This window comes from Brevundimonas vesicularis, from assembly GCF_900445985.1.
Taxonomy (GTDB): domain Bacteria; phylum Pseudomonadota; class Alphaproteobacteria; order Caulobacterales; family Caulobacteraceae; genus Brevundimonas; species Brevundimonas vesicularis_D.
This window is the reverse complement of the sequence record NZ_UAQP01000005.1, coordinates 1,522,397-1,547,236: the sequence shown is the minus strand read 5'-3', so window position 1 is coordinate 1,547,236 and position 24,840 is coordinate 1,522,397. Positions and strand designations below refer to the sequence as shown.

The window sequence follows — 24,840 nt, the reverse complement described above, 5'->3', positions numbered from 1 at the left end:
TTCCGGAGTTCGCCGTGACCGATCACGCCACGCCCAACCTGCCGTCGCGGGATTTCGAAGCTACGTCCCAGTTCTACACTCGACTGGGCTTCCAGCAGGGCTGGCGCGACGAAGGGTGGATGATCCTGAAACGGGGCGGGCTGACGCTTGAGTTCTTCCCGCACCCGGAACTTGATCCGCTGACCAGCAACTTCAGCTGTTGCCTGCGGCTTGACGATCTCGACGCGTTCTACGCCGTGTGCCTTGGCACCGGACTGCCGGAGACGTGCTGGGGCCAACCCCGATTGCACGCGCCCAAGATCGAGGAGTCGGGCATGCGGATCGGCGCGCTCATCGACCCGGACGGAACCCTGATCCGCCTGATCCAGAACTGAGGCTTCGCGCCTTGCCCCGATGCACGCGTTGCGCGAGACTCGCGTCATGAAGACTTCGATCGATCATCTGCCGCCGCGCAAGCAGGTGGAACTGCGCCGGGTGGTCGAGGTGATCCGCGAGTCGTTCGCCGAAACCGTCTCGACCCGTCGGGCCGAGCGGCTGAAGAACGGCAAGATCCTCAAGATCATCCTCTACGGATCGTATGCGCGCGGCGATTGGGTCCATGATCCGGTCGGACGCTACTTCTCGGATTTCGATCTGTTGATCGTTGTCGATCATGAGGATCTGACCGACGGCGAGTTCTGGCATGACGCCGAGAACAAGCTGATGCCGGGCGAGACCCTGATCCGCACGCCGGTGAGCCTTATCGTGCACAGTCTGGAAGACGTGAACGAGCAGTTGGACCGCGGGCGATACTTCTGGGCCGACATCGTGCGTGAGGGCATCGTTCTCTTCGACACGCCCGGCGCCAAGCTGCGCAAGCCGGCTGACCTGAAAGCTCAGGTTGCCCTTAAGGAAGCGGAGGAGTTCTTCGGAGATTGGACGCAGAGTTCGGCCAGCTTTGCTCGTGGCGCGAAATTCTATATGGGCGAGGGCGCTGATCCTAAGCTCGCCGCGTTCAACCTTCATCAATCGGCTGAACACCTCTACCACTGCGTTTTGCTGGTTGTGACGCTCTACAGCGGCAAGGCGCACAACCTCGCCTTCCTGCGCAAGAAGTGCGAGGCGATCGACGCCCGCCTGGCCGAGGCCTGGCCGCGCGAGACCAAGTTCGAGCGCCGCTGCTTCGAGCTGCTGCGCGAGGCCTATGTGAAGGCTCGTTACTCCAAGCACTACAAGATTAGCGTCGAGGAACTGACCTGGTTGACCCAGCGGGTTGAGGTGCTGCGCGCGCTGGCGACGACTGTGTGCGAGGAACGGCTGGCCCATCTGCGCGAAGCGGCGAGCGATGACCCTTCCGCGTGATTTGATCCCGCCCAGCATGCGCGCGACGCTGGACGCCGCAAGACGGATGGCCGATCCCTTTGAGGACGTCCGCCGACAGCACGATATGCTGCGGGCCAGCGGCGTGCTCGGCATCGCCGAGCGCATGAAGCTGGAGACCCCGCTGGCCTTGGCCGCGATGGGTCGTAACCCGTTCATGGACCGGATGCAGGGCGTCGGCGCCCTGATGAGGGCTCAGACCGACGCGGACCGCGTCTATCGCGCCGCGTTTCCGAATGGCCTGATCGAGCAGGCCGAGCGGATCGCGCAACTGTCCGCCGGCTTCGCCTTGCCGGATGGTCTCGAGCGCTTCAGGACGCCGACGGACAGTTTCGTCGATCGCATCCTCCGACTGTCGGACAGTGGTCTTGGCGCGAGCGCCCTGGCGATCGGGCGACCCGCCCAGATCGAGGACTTCGCGCGGGCCTCGGCGATGGCCGACATGTTCGCCGAGAGCGACCGGCTGACGCGGGGAGTGCGAGAGGCGGTCGGCGCCTTCTCCATCACGGAGATGCCGCAGTTCGCCAATCTGGCCGGTTATCGCAGTTTCCTCGACGCGGCGGGACTGCGGCTTGCGCACTGGCCGAGACGGCGTCTCCTGACGATGGCGGAGAAGCGCCGTCGCCTGAAGGCCCGCCTTCAGGCCAACTCGGCCCCGCCGCATGTGAAGCGCGCCAAGACTCTGGTTCACCGCTACGAACTGACCTTGAGGGAAATTCTAGATGCCGTGATGGCCGAGACCTACGGTGAGGACTGGGCGGACGAGCGCCTGCCGCTGTGCGACTGCAAGGATTTGCTGGGGAAGTGGAAGAAGCGGGGAGGCGAGGTTTTCGACCATGCCGACTACACCCACTACGCGCGGATCATGAGCCATCCGGAGCATTTCCAGGCGATCTTCGAGGCTGGTTTCGACGACCCAGAGGCGGTGTTCGATCTTCTGAAGCAGGCCGGGAAGCTGCGCGCGGCGTCGCACCATGCGCACCTGTTCACGCCCGAAGATCTGAAGGCGCTCCGCCTGACCTGGAACCAGATCGAAACAGGCTTGATCGCGCTCACTCCGGATTTCGAACTCGAGTGGACGGGTTAAAAGGCGACGAGGTCGGAATCGCCGTCCTCTTAGTGGAGCACTTCCCCGCCGACCGGATCGACCTGACGCAACTGGCCGGCCGCGTCCTGGACAAAGACTTCCACTTGCTCGCCCTTGTCGATCAGCGTCGTCGCCTTCACGAGCGCGGACTCTATGGCGTCGACGCTGAAGTCGAAATGCCCTGAGGGTCGGCCATCGCGAAGCACCCGCCAGTCGCCGTCGCCCCGGATCACCGTGAACTGGATGGTGTCGGACTGCCTCTCCAAGGGATCCCTCCTTCGCTCCAATCCGCGATGCGGATGGCGCCATGAACCTACCGCGACACCGCTTGAGCGTCATAGCATGTAGCCCACATCCGATGCGCCCGTCGGATAGGCGAACATCGTGGTCTTGAGGTCATCCGCAGTCAGTCCATGGCGGATCGCCAAAGCGAAAATATTGATGACCTCGTCCACGTTCGGGCCCACGAGGTGGGCGCCCAACACCCGTTCCGTCCCTTCCTCGACCAAGACCTTGAAGCCGAAGGTGGGTTCGGCCGCTGCGCGTGCTGTGAACCAGTCGGAGGCCTTCTGATTTTTGACTCGGTAGAGCAGACCCTGATCCTTAGCCTCCCTCTCCGTCAGCCCGACCGCCGCGATAGGCGGGATTGTGAAGGCCACGCTCGGGACGCCGCGATAGTTCGGCCTTTCGGAGTTACCGTTCAAAATGTTGGCCGCCACGACCTTGGCGTCGTGGCTGGACACGGGGGTCAGCGGCGGACCGACCTGGGCTGCGTCGCCCGCGGCATAGACGGCTGGATTGGAAACGCTCTGCAGAAATTCGTTGAGCTTCAGGCGGCCTCCTTCATGCTCGACCCCGGCGGCGTCAAGGTCGAGATCGTCGATCGCAGGTCCTCGTCCGGCGGCGTGAATGACCAGATCAGCATGGACATCGACGGCTTTCCCCTTCGTCTGGGCGTGAACCCGAAAGCCTGCGCGCGTCTGCTCGACCGCCTGGACTGTCGTTTCGAGGCGCACGTCAACGCCGAGTTGGCGAAAGCTTTCCATGAGCCAACCGACCACGTCCGGGTCGAACTGGGGAAGCAATCGCTCGCCACGCTGGAGGATTACGACTTCGGCGCCAGCCCGCGCGGCGATGTGGGAGAACTCGGCCGCGATATAGCCTCCGCCGACCAGCACAATGCGCTTTGGCATGTCACCCAGCTCGAGGAAGCCCTCGTTGGTGACCAGATGCTCTTCCCCCGGGATGCCGAGTTTCCTGGGTTCGGCTCCGGCGGCGATGAGCAGGTTCGAAAACTCCAGCGTTTCCTCGCCCACCTCAAGGCTGTTGCGGCCGGTGAGGCGCGCCCGTCCATGAAAAGTGTCGATGCCTCTTTCAGAGTACCGCTCTTGGTGCTTTTGGGGAACGGGATCGGTGAAACCCCGCTTGAAGGCCATGAGGTCGGCCCAAGCAATTCGGGCGTCGCCGGCGACACCCCTGCCTCGCATCCGCCATGTATGATCGACGGCGTTGGCCCCGCTGATCAGCATTTTTTTTGGATCGCAGCCCCGGAGCGCGCACGTGCCTCCAAAGGGACGAAAATCGACAACCGCGACGCTGCGACCAGCAGCGCGAACCCGCATGGCTCCGACCATGGCGGCGGTCCCGGTCCCGATCACCACAAGATCATAATGTTTGGTCATCGATGTATGCTCCGCGCTCGCTCTGTAGCGGCTACCTTGGGACGGACGAGGCGGTACAGTGCCTCGGTCACCACCGCGTTGACGGCGCCAAAGAGAAGGTGCCCGGCGACCCCTCTAGCCTGGGTGAGCAGGGGGTTGTCTCGATTGGGAGCACTGTAGCCGAACACAGGCGTCAGACCTTCGTCGATCATCAAGAGCATGGTCGCTCCAGCACTTCCTCTTCCCGTACTTTCGGCGGCTTGATCTGGTAGAGCGCCGTCTGCGCCCTCTCGGTTACCCTCGTGGCCACGAGACCGGCGATGACGCCGAGGGCTGTCTCCGCAGCCAGCGATTTTGATGGAGTTGCGCATTGTTCTGACTCCCGATGAGCACGTTCCGGCCGCCTCATCCGGCTGGCTTACGACACCGCGACTGTCCCTCGAACGGAACGCTCGGAAGGGGAACGAAGCTGGAGTTGCTTCAGGTTCCCTTCATAGCAGGAGACACCTCAGATTCATGCCAGGCGTGGCCGCGCCCGTCGCCATGCCGCGCGTCAGCTGCGACGACGCGGAAGCGGTGAATCCTGGGCACGTCTTTGGTGGCGGAGCGGATGCACCGGCATTGGCGGCACGATCCCTACGAGCGCCGCGATTGGCCGCATGGTTCAAGCGGCGGTGACCAGCCGTCTCTCCTGCGACGCGCCAAGCCTTGCGCGGCCTCTCAATGGCCTGATCTGACCGAAGCCCGTCCGGCTTCCGCAACCGTTCGCGCGACTTTCTTCCCCGGCCTGACGGCCTTCCTCGCGAGGCAAGAAAGTCGCGCTCCCGGTCCTCCGCTGCGCTGCGGGGCTCCCTGTGCTCGCCTGCGGGCCGCCCGGCCTCCGGTCCGCCGATCGCCATCGAGGCCGCGGCAGGCGTGGCCCGAGATCAGCAAGGAGAGACTTCCATGGCCACCATCGGTTCCTTCACCCAGCAAGCGGACGGCAGCTACAGCGGTTCGATCAAGACCCTGACCCTCAACGTCAAGGCGGCCCAACTCCGGGCCAATGACAAGACCGACGACAAGGCTCCTGATTTCCGCATCTTCTCCGGCCAGACCGAGTTCGGCGCGGCCTGGAAGAAAACGAGCCAGCAGAACCGCGACTACCTGTCGGTCAAGCTCGACGATCCCAGCTTCCCGGCCCCGATCTACGCCTCGCTGGTCGAGATCGATGGCGGACACAGCCTGATCTGGTCCCGCTGAGCGAGCCGCGGCGGCGCTGACGACAGCGCCGCCGCCCCTTCTTCAAATCCCGTCTTGAGGAGGCCGCCATGTCGCGCCCCAACGAACCCTCACGTCCCGACCTCTACACCCGCATCACCCACCAGATCGTCGCCCAGCTCGAAGCCGGCGTCCGGCCCTGGAGCCAGCCCTGGGCCGCATCCGAAAGCGTCAGCCGACCCCTCCGGCACGACGGCACGCCTTACCGCGGCGTCAACGTCGTCCTGCTGTGGGGCGAGGCCGCCGCCCGAGGCTTTCAGTCCTCCACCTGGATGACCTTCCGGCAGGCGCTGGCCCTGGGCGCTCATGTCCGCAAGGGCGAAAAGGGTTCCACCGTCGTCTACGCCGACCAGCTGGACCGCATCGACGATGACGACGCCGGGGAGGAGACGACCCGACGCATTCCGTTCCTGAAGGCCTACACGGTCTTCAACGTCGAACAGATCGAGGGTCTCCCGGCCTCGTCCGCCCCGGCGCCCGCGCCGGTCCTGAACCTCGGTCAACGGATCGCCCGGGCCGAGACGTTCTTCGCCGCGACGGGCGCCGACGTCCGTCATGGCGGCGGCTGCGCCTTCTATGCGCCGGGACCGGACTTCGTGCAGATGCCGGTGTTCGAAAGCTTCCGCGATCCGGAAGCCTACTACGCGACGCTGGGCCACGAGCTGACGCACTGGACCAGGCACCCCGCTCGGCTCGACCGCGACTTCGGACGCCGCCGGCATGGAGACGCCGGCTACGCCCGGGAAGAACTGGTGGCCGAAATCGGCGCCGCCTTCCTCTGCGCCGACCTGGGGCTGGCTCTCGAGCCGCGCGAGGATCACGCCGCCTATGTCGCCTCATGGCTCGAGGTGCTGCGCGACGACAAGCGATTCATCTTCTCAGCCGCCGCCCACGCCCAGCGCGCCGTGGACTTTCTTCATGCGGCCGGCGAGGGCGGCTGACGCCGGGGACGTAAAAGATGCAGGGGCGCGCGCCGGTCATGGCTGGCGCGCGCGTCACCTGCGCTGTAACCTTGGGGTCTTGCTGGACGTATTGAGCTTGATGATCGGACGTCGAACAACTGCGGCCTGGGCGCCGGCCATTCTGGCCGTGTTCGCCCTGCTGTTCGCGTCGAGCCCGGTCACGGCCTGGGAGACTCCGGCCGCGGCCATGTCGATGCCGATGGCGCCCGCCGACGGCTCCAGTCCGGATGCCCCCTGCGATCCCGTGAAGATGAGCTGCGCTCGGCTGTGCGCCGTGCTCTGCCATGGCCTGGTTCCGACGCCCGCCGCGGCCGTCCCGGTAGCGGCCTCCGCCGATGTGCACGATCGTTTACCGGCCGACGCCCTCGCGGGGGTGGAGGCCGGAAGCGGAGGACCCGCCCCCTCGAACCTGATCTCCACCGACGATCCTTTTCTCAGAAAACCGATCCATGGAGATCAACAATGAAACGTGCTTTTTCGCTCGCGGCCCTCGTGCTGCTGACCTCGGCCTCGGCTGCCTTCGCGGCCGCGCCCGACTCGGTGGTCAAGGCCGCCGCCTCCTGCTGCGAGCTTCTCGCGGCCTGCTGTAACGGCGGACCCTGCTGCTGATCCGCTGACGGAGGACGCCCGCGCGAAAGCGCGGGCGTCTGCCTCCGAGGCCGCTTCCCTCCTCATGATCCGTCCGGCTGGGGCGTCCGACAGGACGGCGGGCGAGCGGCCGTGCAGCGGTCGCCGAGGGGAGGACGTGCAGCACCGGAGGCCTACGGGGCGAGGGGGGTGACGGTCTAGGGCAGGATAGGCTTTGCGCCGGCAACGTCTGACAGACCCACCTCCCGATGGACCGCCTCACCCTTCGCGTCTCGCCCGATCTGATCCGCCGGTTCGACGCCGCGGCGGCGGGGCAGGGCGGGCGCTCGCGCTTGCTTCGCCGGCTCATGGAGGGGGCTGCGCAGGCGTCCTTTCCGGCGCCGCCGGAGGCGGTCAGCGCGCCCAGGTCGGGCAAGCTGACCCTGCGCCTCGGCGAGACCGACCTGCGTCTCCTGGAGGCCGAGGCCGCCGCCGTCGGGCTGTCGCGAACCCAATGGAGTGTCGCGCTCATCCGGCGGCGGTTGCGGGATCGTCCGCAGTTCAGCCGTCCCGAGGCCTTGGCGCTTATCGAGGTGCGGCGCGAGCTGCGGCGCATCGGCGTGAACATCAACCAGATCGCCCGCGCCCTGAACACGGCGGTGATGGAGGGGCAGGTGCTCGATCTGGAGATGGCCCAGCTCGGCGCCTTTCAGGCTGAGATCGCGGCCTGGGTGGAAGCGCTCGGCGAGGCCTTTGACGGCAACCTGTCCTATTGGGCCGGGCGGCCGTGAGCGACTTCCGCTCGCCGCGCGGGTTCGAGGAAGCCTTGCGGCCGCCGGTCGATCCGCGCCGCGCGCGGATCACGCCCGCGGTGCTTCGGCCGTCTCGGAACAGAGGGCAGGAGTCGGCCGCCCGCTTCATCCGGGTCCTGCGCCGGGCGCCGGAGGTGATGGTCAAGGTGACCGGCCGTACCCGGGACGGCGGCCACCTGAAGGCGCACCTCGACTACATCAGCCGCAATGGCGCCCTGACTCTGGAAGGGCCGGACGGGGAGCGGCTGGACGGGCGCGCTGAGGTGCATGCGCTCGCCCGCGACTGGGCCGAGGAGTTCGCGATGGAACCGGGACGCAGGCGTGACGCCTCGGTCTCCCTGTCGATCGTGCTCAGCATGCCGGCGGGGACGGATGCGGTGCGTCTGCACGACGCCGCCCGGGCCTTCGCGGCCGAGACCTTCAGCGAGCGCTTCCCCTATGTCTTCGCCCTGCACGACGAGGGACGGCACCCGCACGTGCATCTGACGGTGCGCCGGCTGGGACGCGAGGGCGAGCGGCTGAATCCGCGCAAGGCCGACCTGCAGATCTGGCGCGAGGGCTTCGCCCGGGCGCTGCGCGACCGGTCCATCGAGGCGGAGGCCACCCCGCGGCGGACGCGCGGCGTGACCCGAAAGGCGGAGCGGACGCCGATCCGCAAGATGCGGGAGCGGTTCGTGGCGGGGAAGGGCGATCTGCCCGAGACGCTCGCCGCCGCCTACCGCGACGCGCTCCGGGGCGACGGCGGGGAGGGACCGTGGCTGGAGGCAATTCAGGCGCGTGAACTGGCGATGCGGCGCGCTCTGGTCGCGGAAGCGGTTCGACTGGGTCGGTCCGATCGGCTGGCGGATCGCACCCTGGCCCTGGTGGTGGAGCGGTTCGTGCGGGACCGGCCCGGGCCGAAGACGCGCGACCAGGCCTTGAGGGACGCAGGCGTCGATCGCTCGACCGGGCGAGAGCGAAGCCGATGAAGCGGCGCGACTCCACGGGCCCGGTTGCGGAGTGTCAGAAACAGAACTATATTTCTGACACGGAGACGATCATGCAAGTCCTTGCTGAACAGATCATGGAGCGCGTCCGGGCCCTGCCGGAGGGCGCGCCGGTCGCCGCCAAGGGGCTGCTCCATCTGGGCAACCGCGCGGCGGTGGATCAGGCCCTGTCGCGCCTCGTGCGACGGGGGCGGCTCGTGCGCGCTGGGCGCGGCGTCTACATGCGTCCGCTGGAAAGCCGCTTCGGATCGCGGACGCCTTCGGTGGAAACGGTCGTGCGCGCGGTGAGCGAGCAGCGCGGCGAGGTCGTCGCCTCCAACGGGGCGGCGGCGGCCAACGCTCTGGGCCTGACCACCCAGGTGCCGATCCGCATGGTCTATCTGACCAACGGCAAGAGCCGGCTCCTCAACGTTGGCAAGCAGACGGTGGAGTTCAAACATGCGCCGGTATGGCAGCTGCTCCTGGCCGATCGTCCGGCCGGCGAAGCGGTTCGCGCCCTGGCCTGGCTGGGGCCGGAGAAGGCCGCGACGGCGCTGGAGGCCCTGAAACGAAAGCTGGGACCCGCCGCCTTCGGCGAACTGGTGTCCGTCGGACCGCGTCTGCCCACCTGGCTGGCGCGGTCGGTCAGCCAGGCGGCCCATGTCTGAAATCTTCCTGCAGCTTTCGGCCGAGGACCGCGCTGAAGCCCTCGCGGCGGCGGCGTCGGACTCCGGCCGGCCCGCCCATCTGCTCGAGAAGGACGTCTGGGTCGTCTGGGCCCTGAACGCGCTGTTCGAGTCGCCCTTGGGCGAAGGCCTGGTCTTCAAGGGCGGGACATCCCTGTCCAAGGCCTACGACGTCATCCAGCGGTTCTCGGAAGACATCGATCTGACCTGGGACATCCGTCGCCTGCTTCCCGATCTGGCCGATGCGCCTGAAGACCCCGTGCCGCAGACTCGCGCCGAGGAGCGGCGCTGGTCCCGGGACGTTCAGCGGCTGTTGCCGCTCTGGGTAGAGGGCGAGGTGCGGCCGCTTCTGGAGGCCCGGATCGCCGCAGACGGCGTCGGCGCCACGGTGCGGATCGAAGGCGCCAAGGCCTTCGTCGACTATGCGCCGACCAGCACTGGCACCGGCTATGTCTCGCCCAGCGTGATGCTCGAGTTCGGCGCGCGGGCGACCGGCGAGCCGAGCGCGCCGCGACCCGTGGTCTGCGATGCGGCGGCCCATCTGCAAGGCGTCGTCTTCCCGACCGCCACGCCGCGGGTGATGGCGGCCGAGCGGACGTTCTGGGAGAAGGCCACCGCCGCCCACGTCTATTGCGCGCAGGGACGACTCCGGGGCGATCGCTTCTCTCGCCACTGGCACGATCTGTCCCGACTGGACGCGGCCGGCTTCGCCGAGACCGCGATCGCGGATCGGGCGGTCGCCGAGGCGGTCGCGCGCCACAAGGCGATGTTCTTCCGCGAGACCGCCGACGGCGCGGAGATCGACTATGGACAGGCGGTCACGGGCGGGCTGCGTCTGAAGCCTGAAGGCGCCTCGCTGGAGGCCCTCGGGGATGACTACCGCCGGATGGTCGAGGACGGCCTGCTGGAGGCGGACGCCGAGCCATTCGAGAAGCTCATGGAGACGTGTGCGGCGCTCGCGGACCGCGCCAACGCCGCGGCGACGGGTTGACCCCGCGCTACGTCCCGATCGAGCAGGAAGCGATCCTGCTCAAGGCGGTCTGGAACATGATCGACGACATGGTCAATCTGGAGATCTTCGAGTACCCGATGACCTCCCGCCCGACCAATTTGGTGTTCAAGTCGGGAACCCACAAACGGGTCTTCGCCATCCTGCTGGCGGATTTCCTGGCCCAGCCCCGGCCGTCTGCGCTGCCCTTCGCCTTCGCCCCGTCGACCGCAGGCGCGCGCGAAACTGATCGAACCTATCTGTTCTATCTGGACGCCATCGGCCGTCAGCCGACGCTGGGCGCCGACGCCTCCGGTCTGGCGGCTTCCGCCTCGGCCTTCGCGGACTGGCTGAACGCGGAGTGCGTCTGTCCCAAGGTCTGGCTTCCCGGACTCGACCTGTCGGTGGACCTGCGCGTCTCCCGCATCTGGCTGCTCAAGGTCGTCGGCGACGCCAACAAGCACAACTTCTCCCGGCTCGATGCCCGGGTGAAGCAGATCAGGGCGATGCTCGCGCGGCACGGCCATGAGGTCGATGAGGGGATGGTCTATCGGTCGGTGCCGGACTTCCAGCAGTGGTTCTACACCGACGTCTTCTCCTATCACGCCAGCACCATCGGCGAGTTCCTGGACCAGATCCGCCGGGCCCTGTTCGCCTACCTCTCGCCGGAGTTCGCCCGGGCCTGGCGACGTGGCGACCGGTTCGAGGGCGATTACAGCTTCGATATTCCGGCGGACATCCGCGATCCGCTGGCGCTGGGCATGTATTGGGACCTGATGAACCGGATGAGGGACGGCGTCGGATTCCCGGCCTTCACCGTGTCGCCGTATCTGAAGAACACTTTCTAGGCGCGACCGCTAGCGCCGCCGCTCGCGGTCGCGCGTCGTGTCCCGTTCCGTCGGACGCGCGCGGCCGGCGCGCGCCCAGGCGGCCTCCAGCAGCTTGGTCTGGATGGCGGGATCGGGGATGAGACGGGCCACCACCACGGCCGCGCGGGCGAGCCGCTCGGCGAGCGGATCCTGGAGGGCCTTCTGGGAGGAAGCCCGGTCGATTCCGGCCGCCTGGCGATCGCGGTCCCTGGGCCGATGGCCGTGGACCTCCAGACCCAGGCTCTGGGCCTGGATCCAGACCTCGCGCCGGAAGGCGGGGTCGCCAGAGACCTGTATCCGCTCCCAGCCGCGGTGCCGCGCGATCTTGAGCATGTCGATGACGGCGTCGGGATAGGCCTGGGTCGAGGTGAGCGATCCACCCCGGTCGCGGAACATCGGCGCGGGCGCACGATGATCCCGGAAGAACCGCTCCGCCCGGCCCCTGAGATCGCCCTCGACCAGATAGCGGTCGAGCACCGCGTCCGGCACGTCGCCCTTGGCGGTGGAGCGGGCGGGTGCGCCGGGCGCGGGCCGCAGGCGGTTGACCGCCGGAGCGGGCTCTGACGGGGTCATGGCTCGCGCTCCGGCGGGGTGGCGTCGACGACGCGGTCGAGCCAGGCCGCCACATCGGTTTCATCCGCGTCGGGCGGGGGCGGAGGAAGGCCTTCGGCGGCGAAGGCGCGGGCGATGACGTCGAAATCCATGGGATCCTCCTCGAGAGCGGGCGGGACGACCGGCGCTTCGACCGTCGGCCCGGGCGTGGGAGCGGGACGCAGACGGCGCTGGAAAATCCGGTCGCGCCAGTAGGCGATCTTGCGGCCGCGAACAGGCGGAAGACCGGCCTTCAGGACGATCAGGGCGGTCTGCGGAAGCTGCATGAGCTCCTGGGGCAGCATCAGCGCCCGGCGCTGGTCGGACACGGTCGTACTGCGTCGGCCGCGCGCGAGGCCGGCCGGCCGGCTGCGGCTTCGCCCGTCCGTCGTATAATAGCCCAGCCGTTCGCTGAGCTCCCGGGCGATCCTCAGTTCCTTGGGCGCGAAGACGATCTCGATGCCGCAATTGGTCATCACGTCCTCTGCCAGATCGGGTCCGTAGAGCGCCCGGAGCTGGGAGGGACTCTGAAGCACGGCCAGCAGACGCAGTCCGTAGCCCGCCACCCAGGCGAAGGCGTGGGCCAGCACCGGCGCCGGGCCGAGGCGAGCGAATTCGTCGAGCAGGACGAGGGTCGGACGGTCGGCGGGGGCGGGAAGGCTGCGGCTGTTGAGATCGACCAGCTGCTGAAAAAGCAGCGCATAGAGCGGCTGGATCCTCAGCATGTTGTCCGGCGTGGCGCCCAGATAGAGGGAGAGATCGCCGCGGCGCAGGTCGCGCAGGTCGAAATCCGAGACCGAGGTGGCGGCGTCGATCCGGGGGTTGAGCCACAGCCCCATGCGAGTGGTGATCGACTGACGCACGGAGGCGAAGGTGTTCTCGCTGGAGCTGGTGAAGTCCGTCAGGGCGGCGACGACGGGCCCCGGAAGAGGGCGTCCCTCCCGCGCGCGCGCCGCGACGATGCGGGGCAGCCGAGCACGGGCGTTGCCGGCGGTCAGCTGGCGGAAGATCTCGCCGAGGGTGAAGGGGCGATCGGGCGTGGCGGCGACATAGCCGCCCACGCCGATGAAGCCAGTGCGCGACGCCTCGGCCCAGAAGGGATCGGCCCTGTCATGGACTGGAAACAGCATCGCCGCCATGCGCTGAAGCTCGTCCAGCACCTGGATCGGATCGGCGCGGTCGATGTGGGCCAGGGGGTTGAACCGCGCGGTTCGGCCGTCCGACGCCAGGGGATCGAACAGATGGACCGTCTGGCCGGCCTCGGCGCGGTAGCCGGCGGTGGCGACATAGTTCTCGCGCTTGATGTCCAGCACCACGACCGAGTCCGGCCAAGCAAGCAGGTTCGGGATGACCACGCCGACGCCCTTGCCGGTGCGCGTCGGGGCGTAGAGCATCACATGCTCGGGGCCGTCGGCGATCAGGAAGGCGCCGTCGGCCCGCCCCAGGACCACGCCGCGGCGCGACCTCAGACCGGCGTGGCGCTGTTCGGCCGCCGACGCCCATCGGGCGGCGCCGTGCAGCGGGCGTCTCTGGTGGAGCAGCACGGCGACGATCAGGATCCCGCCGACCAGACCCGCGCATGACAGGCCCACGGCCAGCCAGCGCCGCAACTCGGGATCGTGACGGTAGTACCAGAGCCAGCCGGGGACGCGCGTCGGGTCGATATCGCCGGAGAACCGACCCAGGCCGATGAGGGCGATGGTCACGGTGAGAACGCCCAGGACTGCGGCGGCGGCGAGGCCCGCGGTGGCGATCAGCGCCCCCCTAGTCGCCGGGCTGGCGCTTGCGAAGCGGGTCATGCCAGATCTCCGTCACACGGAACCGGCCGTCGACCTTCTTCATCTGGACGACGACATCGACGAGCAGGTGCAACAGGGCGCGGATGTCCTCGCGCGGCAGATCGCGCCCGCCTTCGGATTCCCGCACCAGCAAGGTCAGTTGCTCGAAGGCGAGGGCGGCCGAATCCGCGTGCACGGTGGTGATCGAACCGGGATGCCCCGAGTTGACGTTGCGCAGGTAGAAGAAGGCCGTGCCGTCGCGAAGCTCCTGCAGCAGGATGCGGTCCGGCCGCATGCGCAGGGCGCTTTCCAGAAGCTGTTTGGGGCCGATCCGGGCCAGACCCTGGCCGTCCTTGGAATAGACCAGATGGACGACGTTGCGGTGGGGCGTCACGAACTCGCGGGTGTCCTCGATCGTCAGCAGACGCTCGTGATCGGGGATGAGGGCGATCAGACCCTTGGCCAGGGTGGTCTTGCCCGAGCCGGTGGCGCCCGAGATCAGGATGTTGCGGCGGGCGGTGACCGCCAGGGTGAGGAAGCCCGGCCAGTCGCCGGTCTGGCGCAGGCGCATCAGCTCCGCGTCGACGGGATCGGCGGTCTCGGCGCAGGCGTTGGCGACCTGGTCGAACAGGCCGGCGGCCGCGAACTCGGCCAGGCCGAGGCGTCGCCGCGACGGCTTTCTCAGGGTCAGGGACAGGCCGCCGTCGGCGACCGCCGGCGGCAGCACGATCTGGCAACGGATGTCGCCGGGCAGGGTGGTCGAGCAGATCGGCTGTTCGGGGCTGACGTCCTGTCGGGTGTAGGCGGCGGCCGCGACCGCGAGGGTGCGCAGCCAGGCCTCGGTCAAGTCCGGCGCCTCGGCCCAGCGCCAGACGCCGTCGGCCTCGACCCCGACCTCGCCGGGGCGGTTGACGACGACCTCCGTCACCGTCTCCGGTTCCAGAAAGGGGCGCAGCGGCGCGAGGTAGTGATCGAGGACGGAGGTGTCGTCCATCACCGCGACCGCAGCTGATAGACGCCGGAGAAATCCAGATCCTGGGCGACGAAGATCGACACCTCCGCGCCCTGGCCCTTGCGCAGCGTCGGCGGGATATCGACCGAGCCCTGGAGGGCGACCCCGGCCGCGTCGGACGGGAGGCGGGCGGTCGCGCCGCCGTCGTCGCGGCCCACGGCGGCGTAGACGCCGTCATCGACGATCGACAGCAGCAGGGCGCCCCCGAACCGGTCCCAGAAGCGGGTGTCGATCACGCCGTCGAAGCCGGATCGGCCGAGCGCGTCGGCGGCCGGCGAGGCGAGGGCGACGGCGACCCCGGTCGGCGTCACCGCGCGGGTCCAGAGGACGAATAGACGGCGACGGCCTTGCTGGAGGCCGCCGCGATACTCGCCGAGAACCCGGGTGCCCCGCTCCATGAGCACCACGGCGCCGTTGTCGGACCAGGCGTCGCGGGACAGGACGCAGGTCACATAGCCCGGGGTGGTGCTGTCCATGGCGGTCTGCAGCACGCAGGGGACGCTGGTCCCGGCGGTGATCAGCAGGTTGCGGTCGGGCAGGCGCCCCGCGCGGGCCTGACCGACCGGGGTGACCTGCCTGAGTTGGTCCAGGGAGGTCTGCGGTCCCGCAGGCGCGCCGGGCCCCGGGGCCTGCGGAGGAATGGCCGAGCCGCCGCCCGCCCGGCTGTAGGCCAGCACCGGCGCCCGCCGCGCGCTTTCGGCCAGAGCGCGTCGTTCCTCCGCAGGCGACGGACCGGAACGAGGCGCGCCTTGAGGTCCGGCCTCGATCGGCGGAACAGAGGGCCCGTCGTCGAGCACGGGGGCCTCGGGATCGACGACTGGCTCGCTGAGCAGGGGTGCCGGGCCGCGTCGCGCGGGCTCGAACGGCGCGGTCTGCCGCGGCGGGTCATCACGCGTCGTCGGGCCTTCGGCGTCGCGGTCGCCGCGATCCCAGCTCGCGACCAGGAAGACGCCGCAGCCGGCGGCGAGCGCGGCGAGGGTGATCATCTTGCCGCGCGGTCCGCCAAACCGTCCGGCGATCGGGGAGACGCCGCGGTCCGCCGCCGTCGAGGCCGGGGACGGACTCTCGTCCGGAGGCGGCGCCGCGACCCCGGTCATGACGGATCTCCGACGGGAGCCCGATCGACGACAGGCGAGGCCGTGCCCGTGCCCAAGCCCCTGCCGCGCGGATCGAAGGCGTCGTTGAACAGGCAGAGGACCGATGACCCGCGTCTCAGCCGCAGGCCGCGCGCGACTCCGTGGACGACCACGAACTCACCGCGTACGTCGTAGGGGATGAGCCGCTCCGAGCCGTCCTCGGCGACCTCGAACAGGGCCGGCAAGGCCTGAACCCCCGGAAAGCGCAGGACGGTGAAGCGGCCGTTGTCGCTGACCTCGCTCGGCTGCAGGGCCGCATCGCCCTGGGCGGACCAGGCCAGATTGCGCGGCCCTTCGAGAACGCCGCGGTCCAGCTCCAGGCCGATCAGGCGCTGTTCGACGGCCGCGGCCTGAACGGCCAGGGCGCGGGCGGCCTGGGCCTGATCGTCGGCCGGATAGCGGAAGCGCACCTGATAGGCGAGGGCGGCGCGGTCGCCAGGGTCGCGCGCGACCAGTTCGAAGGCGTAGTGGCGGATGACGCCGGCCCGCTCGGTGACCACCAGCAGATTGGTCGCCTGATGGCGCTCGCGCGGCTTCAGGAACAGCACCGACCCTTCGGCGGCCACCTCCCAGGCGACGCTGTCGCCGATCGCGGCGTGGCGGATGATCTCCTCGGGCGAGAAGACGATCTGGGTCGCCGTCCGGAAGGCGCCGGCGATGCGGTAGACCGCCGCCGGATCGTAGACGATCTCCCGGATCCGGGGATCGGGGGATGTTTGCGCCATCGCCGGAGCGGCGAGGACGATTCCGGCGATCAGCGCCAGGGCGGACAGGGGGCGTGTCATCGGATGACCTCCGGATCGGCGCGGTAGGAGGTCACCTGGAAGCCAAGAGGGTTCCTCAGCCGGTCCGGCTCCGACATCGGCGCGCGCGTGTAGGTGAAGGCGATGGTGGCGATCCAGTCGCTCTCGACGGTCTGTTGGGCCTGGCGGACCGTGCGTCGGAAGCGGACATTGGCGACGCCGGCGTTGATGAAGCCGATGGCGCGGATCGCCACGATGGCCTCGCCGTCCGGACCGTACAGATTCTGCGGGCTGGCCGGGTTGGAGCCCCGGAACAGATCGGCCCAACGGCGTTGCTCGCCGGGCGCGGACAGGATGGACACCAGCCGGAAGGCGTCCTCCGCCGCCGGGTCGAGATAGCCCTCCCGCTGGCGGACATATTGTCCGAGAAAGTATTTGCTGACCGCTTCCTCGTAACGGACGGGCCCGCCCTCGGCGGAAAGGCCGCGCATGACATCGACCGCGCCGGTGGCCTGGTCGACCCGGATCACGAAGGGTTCGGTCGACTTGAGCGGCGTCAGCAGGGCGACGGCTCCGGTCGAGATCACGGCCAGACCCGTGGCGAGCGCCGCGGCGGACCAGGCCAGGCGGCGTGATCGGAGCGCCGAGGCCAGGCGGTCCTGGTCCCAGCGCCGCGCCTCGACGAAATAGCGCTTCAGCTCGGAGGAGGGGACGCCGCTCATGCGCAGCCTCCCGTGTCCGGTGAGGCGACGGATTCGGCGGGAGGCTCGGACGCGGGCGTCAGCACCGATCCGTAGGGGTTGGCCGGTCGCCGGGCGGAGCCGTCGCAGGTCGGCAGCGCGGGATCGCCGCGGTGGGCGCAGGCTCCCAGCACCAACAGGCTAGCGAGCAGAAGTGAGCGGTAGGTCATGTCAGGCGCCTCTCGGTCGGATGGAGCCGCCGCTCCTCGGGGGCTGGCGGCTGGATTCCTGCGGCCCCTGGGCGCGGCCCGAGCCGCGTCCGCCCAGGGCGGCGGCGTTGGCGAAGTCGGCCAGGCCGGCGCTAGCGCCGCCGGCGATCCCGGCGGCGATGGCGGGGGTCTGCAGGAAGAAGATCGCGCCCAGCAAGCACAGGGCGATGAAGATCAGGCCGCCAATCATCGGATCGGCGCCCTGGATCGCGCCCCATTGATCTCGCACCAGCGACAGCACGAGCTGGAAGATGACGATGATCAGGGCGAACAGGACGAGATAGTTCACCGCCTGGCTGAGCCAGCCGAAGAAGAAGCGCCGGGTCGCGTCGAAGAGGGCGCAGGCGATGAAGATTGGGCCGAGGGTGACGAGCAGGGCGAGGGCCAACTTGGCCACCAGCACAACGCCGAAGCCGAGGGCCGCGGCCAAGGCGCCGACTAGGAAGACCGCCGCCGACACCACATAAGGGCCGGGGTTGAAGGCCGACGCGTCGCGCGAGATGTCCTCGCCCAACCAGGCGGCATAGGCGAAGAACTGGTCGAAGGCCGCGCCGACGCTGGGCGTATCCGCTCCGCTGACCGCGCGGGTCAGGGCGTTGGGCAGTCCGGTGAACAACGGCTCGGTGACGAAGGTGGAATAGGCCGCCGTCGTCGCCAGCAGATAGAGGAAGGCCAGCTTCAGCGAGCGGACCGCGAAGTCCATCACCGGTTCGCTGATCGCGCCGCGCAGGATGGCGACGCCGTAGAGCACGACATAGAGGACCAAGGCGATCCGCAACGGACCTTCGACCTCGGCGATGACCGAGGACAGGCGGTCGCCGAGAAAGACGTTCAACCGCTCGTCGATGAAGTCGTAGCTGGGCTCGAAGACGCGGAAGCTCATGGCCGGTCCTCAGAACGCCTGCTCATAGGCGCGCATCCGGGCGTCACGCCGGGCCTCGGCCAGGCCGCGGCGCGCCGCCTCGCACTCCGTTTGCGTCCGGCCGGCGTCGCAGGCGGCCACGACCCGGGCCGCCGCGTCAGGGTCGGCCGCGAATTCCCCGGCCGTTCGGTCCGGCGCGCCGCAGCCGACGAGCGCGAAGGCGGCGAGCAGGGCGATCCGCGTCACTGGAAGGCGCTCTCGTAGACGCTCATGCGCGCCGTGCGGGCGGCTTCGGCCCGTTCCCGGGCGCGTTGCTCCTCCAGCCGGGCCTCGGCCGCCTGGGTCAGGGCCAGACCTTGCAGCCGCACCTGTTCGTTCTGGATCAGAGCCTGTTCCGCCGCGAGCCGCGCCTCCAGATCCATCACCGCCCGGGCGTTGGGCGCGGTGTCGAGGGCCGAGCGCAGCGTCTCCAGACCCTCAAGCCGCCGGTCGGCGGCTCCGGCCACCGCCTCGCCCACGGCGAGATCGCGCGCCGTGCGGGCGCCGGCGCGTTCGAGGCTGTCCCGGTAATAGGCGTCGGCCGGGCTCAGATCGCCCGTCGGCGGCGTGTACAGCCGGGTGTCGCGACGGATGGCGTTGGCGCGGTCAGCCAGGTCGCCGAGCGCGCCGAGGTCGCCGTTCGCCGCCGCCCGCATCGACCGCATATCGGGCAGGGGATTGCGCACGGTCGGCAGGCCGAGCTCGCCGGCCAGGGCGTTGACGTCGGACAGGTTGTTGAGACTGTCGAACAGCCGCTGGCCCTGTTCGACCTGGGTCTGCAGCGCTTTCAACTGATCCAGGGTGGTGCGTGCCTCCTCGATCATCTGGGCGAGGGCCCTCGGGTCGTGGACGATCTGCTGGGCCCGGGCGGCCGGAGCGCCAGCGACAACGAGGGCGGCGACGGCCGCGGCGGACAGGATTCGGGCTCTCACAGGAACCTCCTCTGGTTATGGAAGGGGGCGCGCCATTGCGCGTAGTCGTCGCCCGCCTCGGCGCGCAGACGGTCGAGCAAGGCGACGGTCTCGGTCCGGCCGGACAGGATGGCCAAGGCGTCGTCCATGCCGCGCAGGTCGAGTTCGACCACCACGCTGTCGTGACCCTGTTTGACCAGGAAGCGGTGCGACTCCGGGGTCAGCACCTCGCGGACGAGCCGGAACTCCTCCTGGGTCAGGCCGAAACCGTCGACGTAGTCCCGGGCCTGGCCGTGGGCGTTGGGCAGGAAGATCTTGGTCGCGCACTGCTCGAGGATGGCGTGGGCGATGGGCGAGCGGAGCGCGTCGGCCGGCGACTGGGTGCCGAACACCATCAGGGCGTTCTGCTTGCGCCAGGTCTTGAGACCGTCCCGGGCGAGCTCGGTGAAGGCCGGATCGTCCAGCACCTTCCAGAACTCGTCGATGTCGAGCACGAGGCGTCGGCCATCGACGCGCTCGGCGATGCGATGAAACAGATACAACATCGCGGGCGTGCGAACCTCGTCATGGTCTAGCATCTGGGTGATGTCGAAGCCGGCGAACCGCGCCTCCAGGCTCAGGGCGTCCTCCTCATTGTCGAGTACCCAGCCCAGCGGACCGCTGCGCTGCCAACGCTCCAGGCGCGCGCCCACGCCCCCGGCGTCGCCCTGGCCGAGCAGGCTGCGCAGGGCGGCGATGGATCGACGCTCGCGAGGCAGGGCCTCCAGCGCCGCGACGCCCTGATCGATGGCGCGCGCCTCCGGAACCGTCAGGGTTTCGTGGGGGCGGTCGACCAGGGCGCGGACGAGGCGAACCAGGAAGGCGCGGTTCGCCGGCGTCGGGTCGAGCGCCTTGAATGGGGCGAAGCCCGTCGGCTCGCCGTTGCGCAGGGCGAGATAGGTCCCGCCGCAGGCGCGCACGAAGATCTCGGCCCCCCGGTCCTTGTCGATGAACAGCTGCTGGGCGCCGAAGCGTTCGAGCTGGGCCAGCATGAAGTTCTGGACGACCGTCTTGCCCGATCCGGACGGCCCGCAGATGAAGGTGTGGCCCAGATCGCCGACGTGGAAGTTGAACCAGAACGGCGAGCCGGCCGTGGTGCGCAGCACCGCGACCGCCTCGCCCCAGTGGGCGCCGCGCGCCTTGCCGACCGGATGGGCGTGGAACGGCGCCAGGGCCGCGAAATTGCGCGAGGTGATGGCGGCCGGCCGGGTGCGGCGGGCGAAGGCGCCGGGGAACTGGGACCAGAAGGCCGCCTCCAGTCCGAGATCCTCCCGGGCCACGACCAGACCGGAATCGGCGAGAATGGCGCGCGCCTTGGATAAATGGTCCGCCAGCGCCCCCGGCGTATCGCCGTGCACGAGGATCGAAGCCTGGTGCTCGCCCATCACGAAGCGGTTGCTGACCAGGTCGTCGAGCGCGTCCGACAGGCCGGTGATCTGAGAGGCCGCGCGGTCGCGCGCGGAGACCATCTGGTTCTGCTTGCGCTCCATCACCGTCCGCGCGGCGGCCTTGGACAGGAAAGCGAAGGACTGGCTCGCCACGAAGCCGAAGCGGACGCTCAGCAGATCGTCCCACAGCCCCGGCCGGGTCGTCGCCGGATATTCCTTCACCGCCAGGACGCCGGCGTAGCGAGCGTCGGCGACGTCCCGCAGCTCCAGGGTCTCGCGACCGAAGATGACGCGCACCGTATGAACGGCCGCGCCGAGGTGGCCGAAGACGATCGGAACCGCCGAGCGCCGACCTGTCAGAACCAGTCGCATCACCTCCATCGGCTCGGAGAACCAGAGACCGTCACGTTCATACAGGCCGAGCCGGCGCGGCGCGTAGCGGTCGAGATACTGGATCAGGTCCCGGCCCGCTTCCTCGATCCGCTGGAGGTGGGCGGTCTCGACCTCGGCGTCCGCCCGCCGCGCCGCCTTCAGGCGACGCGCCAGGGCCGCGGCGCGATCGCCCGCCTCGCGGCCGGGGTGGAGGACGAGGGTGACGAAGAGCTCATTGATCCAGAGCCGACGCTCCGCGACCCGATCGTCGTAGAGCGCGCCCAGTTCGCCGGCGAAGTCCGAGCGGAAGCCGGCGGACCGCTCGAGTTCGGCCGGGCGGCGCACCACATGGTGCCAGATCGCCAGGCGATCGTCGGCCAGATTGCGCCAGGCCTGGTTCAGCTTGATATGCCAGTCGTTCAAATCGCGCGCATCCGCGGTCTCGAAACTGGCCCCGTCGATCTGGAAAACCATCATCAGGGCGCCGTTGTCGAGCGCCACCACGGCGTCGGAGACGTGGCGCGCGTAGGGCAGATGAGGCCGGGCGTCGGCCTCGCGCCGCAGGCGCATCGCGCTGACGCCGCCCTCAGCCACGGGCCAGCTCCGTCGGACGGTAGCGCCGGATGAGAGGCAACGGTGTCGCCGAACTGCCGCCCCAGAGGGCGGCGTTGCGCGACCGGCCCTTGGTGTCGACATAGACGAACAGCAGCCGGAAGGCGTTGTGATCCGCCCGACAGATCGCCCGGAACACCAGGTGCAGGGCCGGCGCGACGAGGAGATAGAGCAGGCTGCCGCCGACCAGGAAGACGACGCCCGAAAGGATGACATTCACGCCCATGGCCTCCATGGGGACGCCCAGGATCATGGCCGGTCGGGTGCAGGCCAGGAACAAGGGGTCTTCGGTCAGGCGCTCTTCAGCCATGCGGGCCTCCGGCGGACAGGCGCGACAGGGCCAGGCCGATGGCGACGCCGGAGGCGAGGCCGGCGAAGATCTGGGCGAAGCGCTTGGGCGAGATCAGCTTCAGGCCGAGCATCAGGACCAGCGCCAGGAGCACCGAGGCCGATCCGATCACGACCCAGGAGAGGGCGTCGTCCATCAGGCGCCGCCCGTGATCAGATTGACGATCTCGGCCGCGCCGAAGACGACCACGATGCCGAGCACCACGATCGCCGCGCGCCGCAGGTCGAACAGGCCGAACATCCAGAGAATGCCGACGACCACGACCGCCAGGACGGCGAGCAGCCGCGCGGTGTTGCCGGTCAGCATGTCGACGACGTTCTGAAGCAGGCCTTCGACGTTGGCGGAGGCGAAGGCCGGCTGGACCAGAATCAGGCTGGTCGCCAGGGCGATGGCGCCGACGGCGCCGAACCGGCGAGAGGAGATGGAGGCGGTCATTCAGAACTCCCGGTCTGGGTGGCGGTGAAGGTCAGGACCAGGCTGGTCCGGGCGCGCGCGAAGACGTCCCAGTCCGCCGCTGGCGCGGTCTGGACCGGGTCGGGCAGCGGCGCGGTCGCAAGGGGCTGGACGGGGCGCAAGGCCTGAACGCCGAGGCGGACGGCGGCCGCCTCGACCCGGGCGACATAGCCGTTGCGGAAGCCGCGCTCGGGATGACCGGTGTTGTAGCGGGAGAGGGCGATCCTCAACGTCGTCTGCGGATCGACGCCCTCGGCCGGCCGATAGCCCGCGCGAAGCACCTGAGCGGCGGCGGCGAGGTTTCGGCAGGGATCGAAGGCCGCCTCGACCGACAGGCCGAGCCAGTCGAGGTTGTCGCTGTTGATCTGGGCGACGCCGAGATCGAGGTTCGCGCCTCGGGCCAGAAGGTCGCGCGCCACGCGCGCCGCCTCGGCGGCGTCGCGTGGCGTCCGCGCCGGCCGGGGGCCGCGGTTGACCCCGATGGCGTTCGGATTGAAGCGGCTTTCCGCATAGGCGACGGCCGCCAGGGTTTCGGGGGCCACATGCGGGGCGCAGGCTTGGGACAGGCTGAGGATGAGGGCGAGGTCCAGCAAGGGAGGCTCCATCGTGAGCCCCGAGCAAAGCCGATGAGTCCCGGCCGCCGCGACCCGCGACCCTCCCGCCGGGCGTTTACGGTAGGAAGGTCCGGGGTTCAGGCGGCCGCTGGGCGGCCGCGAGCCGCGCCACGGCCTGGACGCGCGTCCGCACCCCGAGCGCACGGCAAGCGCCCATCAGATGTTCATCGACCGTGCGGGCGGACAGGCCGACCCTTTCGCCGATCGCCGCCGATGTCAGACCCTCGGCGGCCAGGGCAAGGCACTGCTTCTGCCGATCGGAAAGCCGGTCGAGCGTGGAGGAATCTGAAAGAGGGTCGGCGGGTAGCGGGCGCATCCGGTCATGAGGCGCCGAATGGAACCCTTGGACCAGTCCGTAAGCCCGCCACCCGGGATCTACGGTGCGCCCTTGTCCGAGCCGCCGTCGTCTCCGGTGGGGGAAACGAGCCGATGTCGCCGTTCCTCAAGCCAGGCGTCCGCCGCGCTCTCCCGGCGGACGGACTGCGCGGCCAGCTCGCGCAGGGCCTTGGTGAAGGTGTTGATGATGGTCAGGGACTCCAGCTCCGCGATCGCGTCGCCCGCCTCCTCGTCGAACTCCTGCAGCACGACCGCGAGAATGGTGGCGAGCTTATTGTCGGCGCACCGCAAGGCGAAGGCGGGCGACCCGAGCGCCAGCGCCGCGAGGATCGCGTGGGGATCGCTGTCCGTGACCTCGGCGAAACGATGGACGCGCTCGATGTTGATGCGTCCGCCGCCGGACTCGAAATGCTCGTAGGAGCGCAGCGCCATGTTCATGGACTTGGCGACATCCGCCGCCCGCAGCCGACGATGGGTGCGGATCAGCCGAAGGGCGGTGGACAGGGTCTCGCTCTGGGACTGACGGTCGGCGCTCTCCATGACGTCGCTCTAACTCCGTTTCCGAGCACCGCGACTCGCGCGCACCGCACCCCTACTGGTTGAAAAATGAAGCAACCGTGCATCAAATGAAAGGTGGGAAACAAACAGGTCTATAAACCTTGTGTATTTGCGCAAAATATCTGCGGGTCGCACGCGAAATCTTTGCGGAAGTCGCCGATTACATGGTCGCATTCTCATCGCAACCCGAACTCGGCGTGGGTCGCGGCTTGAGCGCCCTCGCTGGGGGTTGGTCGTGATGCGATCGCGAGACCCCTATAACGACGCCCTGACCGCCTTGGCGGCGTTCGCCGGATCAGGCCGCTTCGGCTGGGGAGAGCCGTTGGTCGCCACCGCCTTGGCCGCCGAACTGGAGCTGTCCCAGACGCCCGTGCGCGAGGCCCTGGCCCGGCTCGCCGGCGAAGGTCTGATCGAACATCGCCCCGGGCGTGGCTACTACGCCCCCAGTCCCAGCGCCGACGACATCGTTGATCTCTACGAAATCCACCGGCGGCTGGTGCATTTGGCGATCGACCTTCTTGACGCCGCCGGAACGACTGTGGCGCTCCAGAGCGTCGGCGAGAGGAGCGAGGAGCGCTTCTACGCCGCCCTGGTCCGGTCGCCGGGGCGGGCGGTCTTGGCGCAAACCCATTGGCGCCTGACGCTGCGGCTTCGACCCATTCGGATCGTCTCGGCCGAATTGGCGCCGCCGGACCTGGCCTGGATCGTCGGTGTCGAACGCCACGTCGCGGACGGCGCGCTCGTCGCGTTGCGGCGCGAGGTCGATCTGCATCATCGAGAGAGATCGGCGCTCGCCACCGCCGTCGTGGCAGTCATGCGACAATCTGTCGAAAGTATAGGACAGATATAGTTTGAATATAGAGCCTCGCGGGCGCTGGCTTA

The 24,840-nt window shown here is 69.0% G+C and carries 31 protein-coding genes; 13 read left to right on the top strand and 18 right to left on the bottom strand.

Annotated elements, in window-relative coordinates; translation table 11 throughout:
* The first annotated feature begins 14 nt into the window (after positions 1-14).
* From DT343_RS07700 to DT343_RS07690, 3 genes are read left to right on the top strand one after another with little or no spacing between them, the layout of a single operon-like run.
* Positions 15-374, top strand: a complete 360-nt coding sequence (locus tag DT343_RS07700) for a bleomycin resistance protein (protein WP_054765689.1) — start codon at positions 15-17, stop codon at positions 372-374.
* A gap of 46 nt (positions 375-420) precedes the next feature.
* Complete coding sequence (locus DT343_RS07695) at positions 421-1,341, top strand: HEPN domain-containing protein (protein ID WP_066625035.1); 921 nt, start codon at positions 421-423, stop codon at positions 1,339-1,341.
* Positions 1,325-2,446, top strand: coding sequence for a hypothetical protein (locus tag DT343_RS07690; protein WP_112862341.1), 1,122 nt, complete (start codon positions 1,325-1,327; stop codon positions 2,444-2,446). The genes DT343_RS07695 and DT343_RS07690 overlap by 17 nt, the downstream gene beginning before the upstream one ends.
* A 29-nt stretch (positions 2,447-2,475) precedes the next feature.
* Here DT343_RS07690 and DT343_RS07685 read toward each other — a convergent pair whose 3' ends face one another.
* Positions 2,476-2,712 carry a DUF2188 domain-containing protein gene (locus DT343_RS07685; RefSeq protein ID WP_054765692.1) on the bottom strand — a complete coding sequence of 79 codons (237 nt, stop codon included), beginning with the start codon at positions 2,710-2,712 and terminating at the stop codon, positions 2,476-2,478.
* Between the two features lie 69 nt (positions 2,713-2,781).
* The gene (locus DT343_RS07680; RefSeq protein ID WP_112862340.1) at positions 2,782-4,128 is read right to left on the bottom strand and encodes a dihydrolipoyl dehydrogenase family protein; all 1,347 of its coding nucleotides are present in this window, start codon (positions 4,126-4,128) and stop codon (positions 2,782-2,784) included.
* 924 nt (positions 4,129-5,052) lie between these two features.
* On the opposite strand from DT343_RS07680, the gene DT343_RS07670 reads away from it, so the two are divergent.
* The 9 genes from DT343_RS07670 (at position 5,053) to DT343_RS07635 (ending at position 11,195) form a co-directional block, all read left to right on the top strand.
* Positions 5,053-5,349: a DUF736 domain-containing protein gene (locus DT343_RS07670; protein WP_054765695.1), complete on the top strand. Its 297-nt coding sequence runs from the start codon at positions 5,053-5,055 to the stop codon at positions 5,347-5,349.
* A 68-nt stretch (positions 5,350-5,417) separates the two neighbouring features.
* Complete coding sequence (locus DT343_RS07665) at positions 5,418-6,308, top strand: ArdC family protein (protein ID WP_112862339.1); 891 nt, start codon at positions 5,418-5,420, stop codon at positions 6,306-6,308.
* 91 nt (positions 6,309-6,399) lie between these two features.
* Positions 6,400-6,795 (top strand): hypothetical protein, encoded by a 396-nt coding sequence (locus DT343_RS07660; RefSeq protein ID WP_146756718.1) that lies wholly within the window; start codon positions 6,400-6,402, stop codon positions 6,793-6,795.
* Positions 6,792-6,938: a hypothetical protein gene (locus DT343_RS17480; RefSeq protein ID WP_169802110.1), complete on the top strand. Its 147-nt coding sequence runs from the start codon at positions 6,792-6,794 to the stop codon at positions 6,936-6,938. Before DT343_RS07660 ends, DT343_RS17480 begins: the two co-directional genes overlap by 4 nt.
* Positions 6,939-7,165: 227 nt before the next feature.
* On the top strand, positions 7,166-7,687 hold the full coding sequence (locus DT343_RS07655; RefSeq protein WP_055808206.1) for a MobC family plasmid mobilization relaxosome protein: 522 nt from the start codon (positions 7,166-7,168) through the stop codon (positions 7,685-7,687).
* Positions 7,684-8,676, top strand: a complete 993-nt coding sequence (locus DT343_RS07650; RefSeq protein ID WP_112862604.1) for a relaxase/mobilization nuclease domain-containing protein — start codon at positions 7,684-7,686, stop codon at positions 8,674-8,676. The genes DT343_RS07655 and DT343_RS07650 overlap by 4 nt, the downstream gene beginning before the upstream one ends.
* Positions 8,677-8,747: 71 nt before the next feature.
* Complete coding sequence (locus DT343_RS07645) at positions 8,748-9,341, top strand: DUF6088 family protein (RefSeq protein WP_112862603.1); 594 nt, start codon at positions 8,748-8,750, stop codon at positions 9,339-9,341.
* Positions 9,334-10,350, top strand: a complete 1,017-nt coding sequence (locus DT343_RS07640; RefSeq protein ID WP_112862337.1) for a nucleotidyl transferase AbiEii/AbiGii toxin family protein — start codon at positions 9,334-9,336, stop codon at positions 10,348-10,350. The genes DT343_RS07645 and DT343_RS07640 overlap by 8 nt, the downstream gene beginning before the upstream one ends.
* Complete coding sequence (locus DT343_RS07635; RefSeq protein ID WP_146756717.1) at positions 10,347-11,195, top strand: hypothetical protein; 849 nt, start codon at positions 10,347-10,349, stop codon at positions 11,193-11,195. Before DT343_RS07640 ends, DT343_RS07635 begins: the two co-directional genes overlap by 4 nt.
* Positions 11,196-11,204: 9 nt before the next feature.
* Here the strand turns inward: DT343_RS07635 and DT343_RS07630 are convergent, their stop codons facing one another.
* The 16 genes from DT343_RS07630 to DT343_RS07555 all read right to left on the bottom strand — a co-directional run bounded on the left by DT343_RS07630 (position 11,205) and on the right by DT343_RS07555 (position 23,940).
* Positions 11,205-11,789: an LPD7 domain-containing protein gene (locus tag DT343_RS07630; RefSeq protein WP_112862335.1), complete on the bottom strand. Its 585-nt coding sequence runs from the start codon at positions 11,787-11,789 to the stop codon at positions 11,205-11,207.
* Positions 11,786-13,606 carry a type IV secretory system conjugative DNA transfer family protein gene (locus DT343_RS07625; RefSeq protein WP_112862334.1) on the bottom strand — a complete coding sequence of 607 codons (1,821 nt, stop codon included), beginning with the start codon at positions 13,604-13,606 and terminating at the stop codon, positions 11,786-11,788. Before DT343_RS07625 ends, DT343_RS07630 begins: the two co-directional genes overlap by 4 nt.
* Complete coding sequence (gene virB11 / locus DT343_RS07620) at positions 13,572-14,579, bottom strand: P-type DNA transfer ATPase VirB11 (RefSeq protein WP_112862333.1); 1,008 nt, start codon at positions 14,577-14,579, stop codon at positions 13,572-13,574. The genes DT343_RS07625 and virB11 overlap by 35 nt, the downstream gene beginning before the upstream one ends.
* A complete protein-coding gene (virB10, locus tag DT343_RS07615) occupies positions 14,579-15,694 on the bottom strand; it encodes a type IV secretion system protein VirB10 (RefSeq protein ID WP_181669137.1) in 1,116 nt (371 codons plus the stop codon). The genes virB11 and virB10 overlap by 1 nt, the downstream gene beginning before the upstream one ends.
* Positions 15,691-16,518, bottom strand: coding sequence for a TrbG/VirB9 family P-type conjugative transfer protein (locus tag DT343_RS07610; protein ID WP_112862332.1), 828 nt, complete (start codon positions 16,516-16,518; stop codon positions 15,691-15,693). The genes virB10 and DT343_RS07610 overlap by 4 nt, the downstream gene beginning before the upstream one ends.
* Entirely contained in the window at positions 16,515-17,198 is a 684-nt protein-coding gene (locus DT343_RS07605) for a virB8 family protein (RefSeq protein ID WP_112862331.1), read from the bottom strand. The genes DT343_RS07610 and DT343_RS07605 overlap by 4 nt, the downstream gene beginning before the upstream one ends.
* A 189-nt stretch (positions 17,199-17,387) precedes the next feature.
* Positions 17,388-18,308 carry a type IV secretion system protein gene (locus DT343_RS07600; RefSeq protein ID WP_112862330.1) on the bottom strand — a complete coding sequence of 307 codons (921 nt, stop codon included), beginning with the start codon at positions 18,306-18,308 and terminating at the stop codon, positions 17,388-17,390.
* Positions 18,309-18,317: 9 nt separating this feature from the next.
* Entirely contained in the window at positions 18,318-18,533 is a 216-nt protein-coding gene (locus DT343_RS07595; RefSeq protein ID WP_112862329.1) for an EexN family lipoprotein, read from the bottom strand.
* On the bottom strand, positions 18,530-19,258 hold the full coding sequence (locus DT343_RS07590) for a type IV secretion system protein (protein ID WP_112862328.1): 729 nt from the start codon (positions 19,256-19,258) through the stop codon (positions 18,530-18,532). The genes DT343_RS07595 and DT343_RS07590 overlap by 4 nt, the downstream gene beginning before the upstream one ends.
* On the bottom strand, positions 19,255-21,630 hold the full coding sequence (locus DT343_RS07585; protein WP_258522523.1) for a VirB4 family type IV secretion/conjugal transfer ATPase: 2,376 nt from the start codon (positions 21,628-21,630) through the stop codon (positions 19,255-19,257). Before DT343_RS07585 ends, DT343_RS07590 begins: the two co-directional genes overlap by 4 nt.
* Positions 21,623-21,958: a type IV secretion system protein VirB3 gene (locus DT343_RS07580; RefSeq protein ID WP_055808227.1), complete on the bottom strand. Its 336-nt coding sequence runs from the start codon at positions 21,956-21,958 to the stop codon at positions 21,623-21,625. Before DT343_RS07580 ends, DT343_RS07585 begins: the two co-directional genes overlap by 8 nt.
* Positions 21,951-22,133 (bottom strand): hypothetical protein, encoded by a 183-nt coding sequence (locus tag DT343_RS07575; protein ID WP_055808230.1) that lies wholly within the window; start codon positions 22,131-22,133, stop codon positions 21,951-21,953. Before DT343_RS07575 ends, DT343_RS07580 begins: the two co-directional genes overlap by 8 nt.
* Entirely contained in the window at positions 22,133-22,432 is a 300-nt protein-coding gene (locus DT343_RS07570; protein ID WP_055808232.1) for a TrbC/VirB2 family protein, read from the bottom strand. The genes DT343_RS07575 and DT343_RS07570 overlap by 1 nt, the downstream gene beginning before the upstream one ends.
* On the bottom strand, positions 22,429-23,043 hold the full coding sequence (locus tag DT343_RS07565) for a lytic transglycosylase domain-containing protein (protein WP_258522522.1): 615 nt from the start codon (positions 23,041-23,043) through the stop codon (positions 22,429-22,431). The genes DT343_RS07570 and DT343_RS07565 overlap by 4 nt, the downstream gene beginning before the upstream one ends.
* A 76-nt stretch (positions 23,044-23,119) precedes the next feature.
* Complete coding sequence (locus tag DT343_RS07560; protein WP_055808235.1) at positions 23,120-23,380, bottom strand: helix-turn-helix domain-containing protein; 261 nt, start codon at positions 23,378-23,380, stop codon at positions 23,120-23,122.
* A 59-nt stretch (positions 23,381-23,439) separates the two neighbouring features.
* A complete protein-coding gene (locus DT343_RS07555; RefSeq protein ID WP_201462405.1) occupies positions 23,440-23,940 on the bottom strand; it encodes a helix-turn-helix domain-containing protein in 501 nt (166 codons plus the stop codon).
* A gap of 256 nt (positions 23,941-24,196) precedes the next feature.
* On the opposite strand from DT343_RS07555, the gene DT343_RS07550 reads away from it, so the two are divergent.
* Positions 24,197-24,808 carry a GntR family transcriptional regulator gene (locus tag DT343_RS07550; protein WP_055808237.1) on the top strand — a complete coding sequence of 204 codons (612 nt, stop codon included), beginning with the start codon at positions 24,197-24,199 and terminating at the stop codon, positions 24,806-24,808.
* Positions 24,809-24,840: the final 32 nt, after the last annotated feature.

Bases quoted from the DNA above. Each gene is read 5' to 3' on its own strand.
- DT343_RS07695 (WP_066625035.1), top strand. From the start codon at position 421: ATGAAGACTTCGATCGATCATCTGCCGCCGCGCAAGCAGGTGGAACTG.
- DT343_RS07690 (WP_112862341.1), top strand. From the start codon at position 1,325: ATGACCCTTCCGCGTGATTTGATCCCGCCCAGCATGCGCGCGACGCTG.
- DT343_RS07680 (WP_112862340.1), bottom strand. From the start codon at position 4,128: ATGACCAAACATTATGATCTTGTGGTGATCGGGACCGGGACCGCCGCC.
- DT343_RS07670 (WP_054765695.1), top strand. From the start codon at position 5,053: ATGGCCACCATCGGTTCCTTCACCCAGCAAGCGGACGGCAGCTACAGC.
- DT343_RS07665 (WP_112862339.1), top strand. From the start codon at position 5,418: ATGTCGCGCCCCAACGAACCCTCACGTCCCGACCTCTACACCCGCATC.
- DT343_RS17480 (WP_169802110.1), top strand. From the start codon at position 6,792: ATGAAACGTGCTTTTTCGCTCGCGGCCCTCGTGCTGCTGACCTCGGCC.
- DT343_RS07655 (WP_055808206.1), top strand. From the start codon at position 7,166: ATGGACCGCCTCACCCTTCGCGTCTCGCCCGATCTGATCCGCCGGTTC.
- DT343_RS07645 (WP_112862603.1), top strand. From the start codon at position 8,748: ATGCAAGTCCTTGCTGAACAGATCATGGAGCGCGTCCGGGCCCTGCCG.
- DT343_RS07640 (WP_112862337.1), top strand. From the start codon at position 9,334: ATGTCTGAAATCTTCCTGCAGCTTTCGGCCGAGGACCGCGCTGAAGCC.
- DT343_RS07630 (WP_112862335.1), bottom strand. From the start codon at position 11,789: ATGACCCCGTCAGAGCCCGCTCCGGCGGTCAACCGCCTGCGGCCCGCG.
- DT343_RS07625 (WP_112862334.1), bottom strand. From the start codon at position 13,606: ATGACCCGCTTCGCAAGCGCCAGCCCGGCGACTAGGGGGGCGCTGATC.
- virB11 (WP_112862333.1), bottom strand. From the start codon at position 14,579: ATGGACGACACCTCCGTCCTCGATCACTACCTCGCGCCGCTGCGCCCC.
- virB10 (WP_181669137.1), bottom strand. From the start codon at position 15,694: ATGACCGGGGTCGCGGCGCCGCCTCCGGACGAGAGTCCGTCCCCGGCC.
- DT343_RS07610 (WP_112862332.1), bottom strand. From the start codon at position 16,518: ATGACACGCCCCCTGTCCGCCCTGGCGCTGATCGCCGGAATCGTCCTC.
- DT343_RS07605 (WP_112862331.1), bottom strand. From the start codon at position 17,198: ATGAGCGGCGTCCCCTCCTCCGAGCTGAAGCGCTATTTCGTCGAGGCG.
- DT343_RS07600 (WP_112862330.1), bottom strand. From the start codon at position 18,308: ATGAGCTTCCGCGTCTTCGAGCCCAGCTACGACTTCATCGACGAGCGG.
- DT343_RS07580 (WP_055808227.1), bottom strand. From the start codon at position 21,958: ATGGCTGAAGAGCGCCTGACCGAAGACCCCTTGTTCCTGGCCTGCACC.
- DT343_RS07575 (WP_055808230.1), bottom strand. From the start codon at position 22,133: ATGGACGACGCCCTCTCCTGGGTCGTGATCGGATCGGCCTCGGTGCTC.
- DT343_RS07570 (WP_055808232.1), bottom strand. From the start codon at position 22,432: ATGACCGCCTCCATCTCCTCTCGCCGGTTCGGCGCCGTCGGCGCCATC.
- DT343_RS07560 (WP_055808235.1), bottom strand. From the start codon at position 23,380: ATGCGCCCGCTACCCGCCGACCCTCTTTCAGATTCCTCCACGCTCGAC.
- DT343_RS07555 (WP_201462405.1), bottom strand. From the start codon at position 23,940: ATGGAGAGCGCCGACCGTCAGTCCCAGAGCGAGACCCTGTCCACCGCC.
- DT343_RS07550 (WP_055808237.1), top strand. From the start codon at position 24,197: ATGCGATCGCGAGACCCCTATAACGACGCCCTGACCGCCTTGGCGGCG.